The 2,628-nt window shown below is 74.7% G+C and carries 1 protein-coding gene; it reads left to right on the top strand.

Translation table 11 applies throughout. The annotated features are described in order from the left end of the window. Window positions 1-3: 3 nt before the first annotated feature. Window positions 4-2,628 (top strand): ATP-binding protein (locus ACOJUF_RS23700; RefSeq protein ID WP_420124271.1); only part of this gene is annotated, 2,625 nt, incomplete at its 3' end.

Here is a 2,628-nt window from a genome sequence, read left to right as displayed (position 1 = left end):
CCGGTGGTGCGAGGCCGGTTGCGCGTGTACCTGGGTGCCGCCCCCGGGGTCGGCAAGACATACAAGATGCTGGAAGAGGGGCACCGGCGCCGGGAGCGGGGCACCGACGTGGTGGCCGCGTTCGTCGAGGACCACGGGCGGCCGCTGACCGAGGCGCTGCTGGACGGGCTGGAGCAGCTTCCCCGGGCCCGGATCCGCTACCGGGGGACCGAGTTCGCCGAGATGGACCTGGACGGCGTGCTGGCCCGGCGCCCCCAGGTCGCCCTGGTCGACGAGCTGGCGCACACCAAAGAGCCGGGGTGCCGGAACGCCAAGCGCTGGCAGGACGTCGAGGAGCTGCTGGCCGCGGGCATCACCGTGATCACCACGGTGAACATCCAGCACCTGGAATCGCTCAACGACGTGGTCGCCGAGATCACCGGGGTGCCGCAGCGGGAGACCGTGCCCGACGAGATCGTCCGCCGGGCGGACCAGATCGAGCTGGTCGACATGACGCCGGAGGCGCTGCGCCGGCGGATGGCGCACGGCAACATCTACGCCCCGCACAAGGTCGACGCGGCCCTGAGCAACTACTTCCGGGTGGGGAACCTGACCGCCCTGCGCGAGCTCGGCCTGCTCTGGCTGGCCGACAAGGTCGACGACCAGCTCGACCGGTACCGCTCCGACCACCACATCACCGACACCTGGGAGGCCCGGGAGCGCGTCGTCGTCGCGCTGTCCGGCGGGCCGGAGGGGGACACGCTGATCCGGCGGGCGGCCCGCATCGCCGACCGGACCAAGGGCACCGACCTGGTCGCCGTGCACATCGCCAGGGCGGACGGGCTCACCGGGCCCGGGCCGGAGCACCTGGGCCGCCAGCGCACCATCACCGAGAGCCTGGGCGGCACCTTCCACCAGGTGATCGGGAGCGACATCTCTACGGCGCTGCTGGATTTCGCCCGGGGCGTGAACGCGACGCAGCTCGTCCTCGGGGCCAGCAGCCGCGGACGGTTCGCCCAGCTGTTCACCCGCGGGGTGGGGGTGACGACGATCGCCGGCTCGGGGGCCATCGACGTCCACCTGGTGACGCACGAGCAGGCGCCGGCCGGCTCCCGCCGGGCCCGCTTCACCGGGCCGGGCGCGCTGACCCGCCGCCGGCAGCTCGTCGGCCTGGGCCTGGCCCTGGTCGGCATGCCCGTGCTGACGCTCGGGCTGACCCTGCTGCGCGGGCAGCTCAGCCTGCCCAGCGACATCCTGGCGCTGCTGCTCGGGGTGGTCGCGGTGGCCCTGGTCGGGGGTCTGCTGCCGGCCGTGCTGGCCGCCGTCCTCGGCTTCCTGCTGCTCAACTACTTCTTCGTCGCGCCGATCCACGAGCTGACCATCGCGCAGGGCGAGAACCTTCTCGCTCTGCTGGCTTTCGTGCTGGTCGCGGTCGCGGTCAGCCTGGTGGTGGACCTCGCGGCCCGGCGCACGGCCCAGGCGACCCGGGCGCAGGCCGAGGCCGCGACCCTGTCGACGCTGGCCGGGAGCGTGCTGCGCGGGGAACGCCCACTGCCGGCCCTGCTGGACCGGGTGCGGGAGACGTTCGGGCAGGACAGCGTCACGCTGCTGGAGCGGGTGCCGGGCAGCACCGCCGGGCCCGGTCTGCGGCACGAGGCCGCGGCCTGGCGGGTGGTCGGGGTGGCCGGGGAACCGCCCTGTGCGGTGCCGGCCGAAGGGGCCGCGGACGTGCCCGTCGACGACCACCTGACGCTGGCCCTGCGCGGGCCGGTGCTGGCGGCCGGCGACCGGCGGGTGCTGGCCGCGTTCGCCGCCGAGGCCGCCGTGGCCCTGCGCCAGGAGCGGCTGGCCGCTCAGGCCGCCGAGCTGACCCAGCTGGCCGAGCTGGACCGGCTCCGGACGGCGTTGCTGACCGCGGTCAGCCACGACTTCCGCACCCCGCTGGCGGCGGCCAAGGCCGCGGTCACCAGCCTGCGCAGCCCCGACGTCACCTTCTCGGCCGGCGACCGGGCGGAGCTGCTGGCCACCGCGGAGGAGTCGTTGGACCGGCTGACCCGGCTGGTGGAGAACCTGCTGGACATGAGCCGGCTGCAGGCCGGCGGGATGGCCATCCACCGCCAGCCGATCAGCGTCGTCGAACTGATTCCGCGCGCCATCGACGACCTGGGTGAGCTCGGCCGGTCGGTGACGGTCACCGTGACGGCCGGTGGGGCGACCGGGCCGGACGGTCCCGCGGCCGACCGGGCCGAGGGGGCCGAGCTGCCCGACGTGTGGGCGGACGCCGGCCTGCTGGAGCGGGTGCTGGCCAACCTCATCGCCAACGCGGTCCGCTTCAGCCCACCCGGGCGGCCCCCGTCGGTGTGGGTCAGCGAGCACGACGACCGGGTCGAGGTGCGGGTCGTCGACCACGGACCCGGCATCCCGGCGGAGGACCACGAACGGGTGTTCCTGCCGTTCCAGCGACTCGGCGACACCGACAACACGACCGGGCTGGGGCTCGGCCTGGCCCTGTCCCGCGGGCTGACCGAGTCGATGGACGGCACCCTGACCCCGGAGACCACGCCCGGCGGGGGACTGACGATGACGGTGGCGCTGCCTGCGGTTCCGGTCGGTGACGGGGCCGGCGGGCCGGTCGGCGACGGGTTCGGT

The organism is Nakamurella sp. (assembly GCF_048594475.1).
In the GTDB taxonomy this organism is placed as follows: Bacteria; Actinomycetota; Actinomycetes; order Mycobacteriales; family Nakamurellaceae; genus Nakamurella.
The sequence above is the reverse complement of the archived record's forward strand: the minus strand, read 5'-3'. Positions and strand labels throughout refer to the sequence as shown.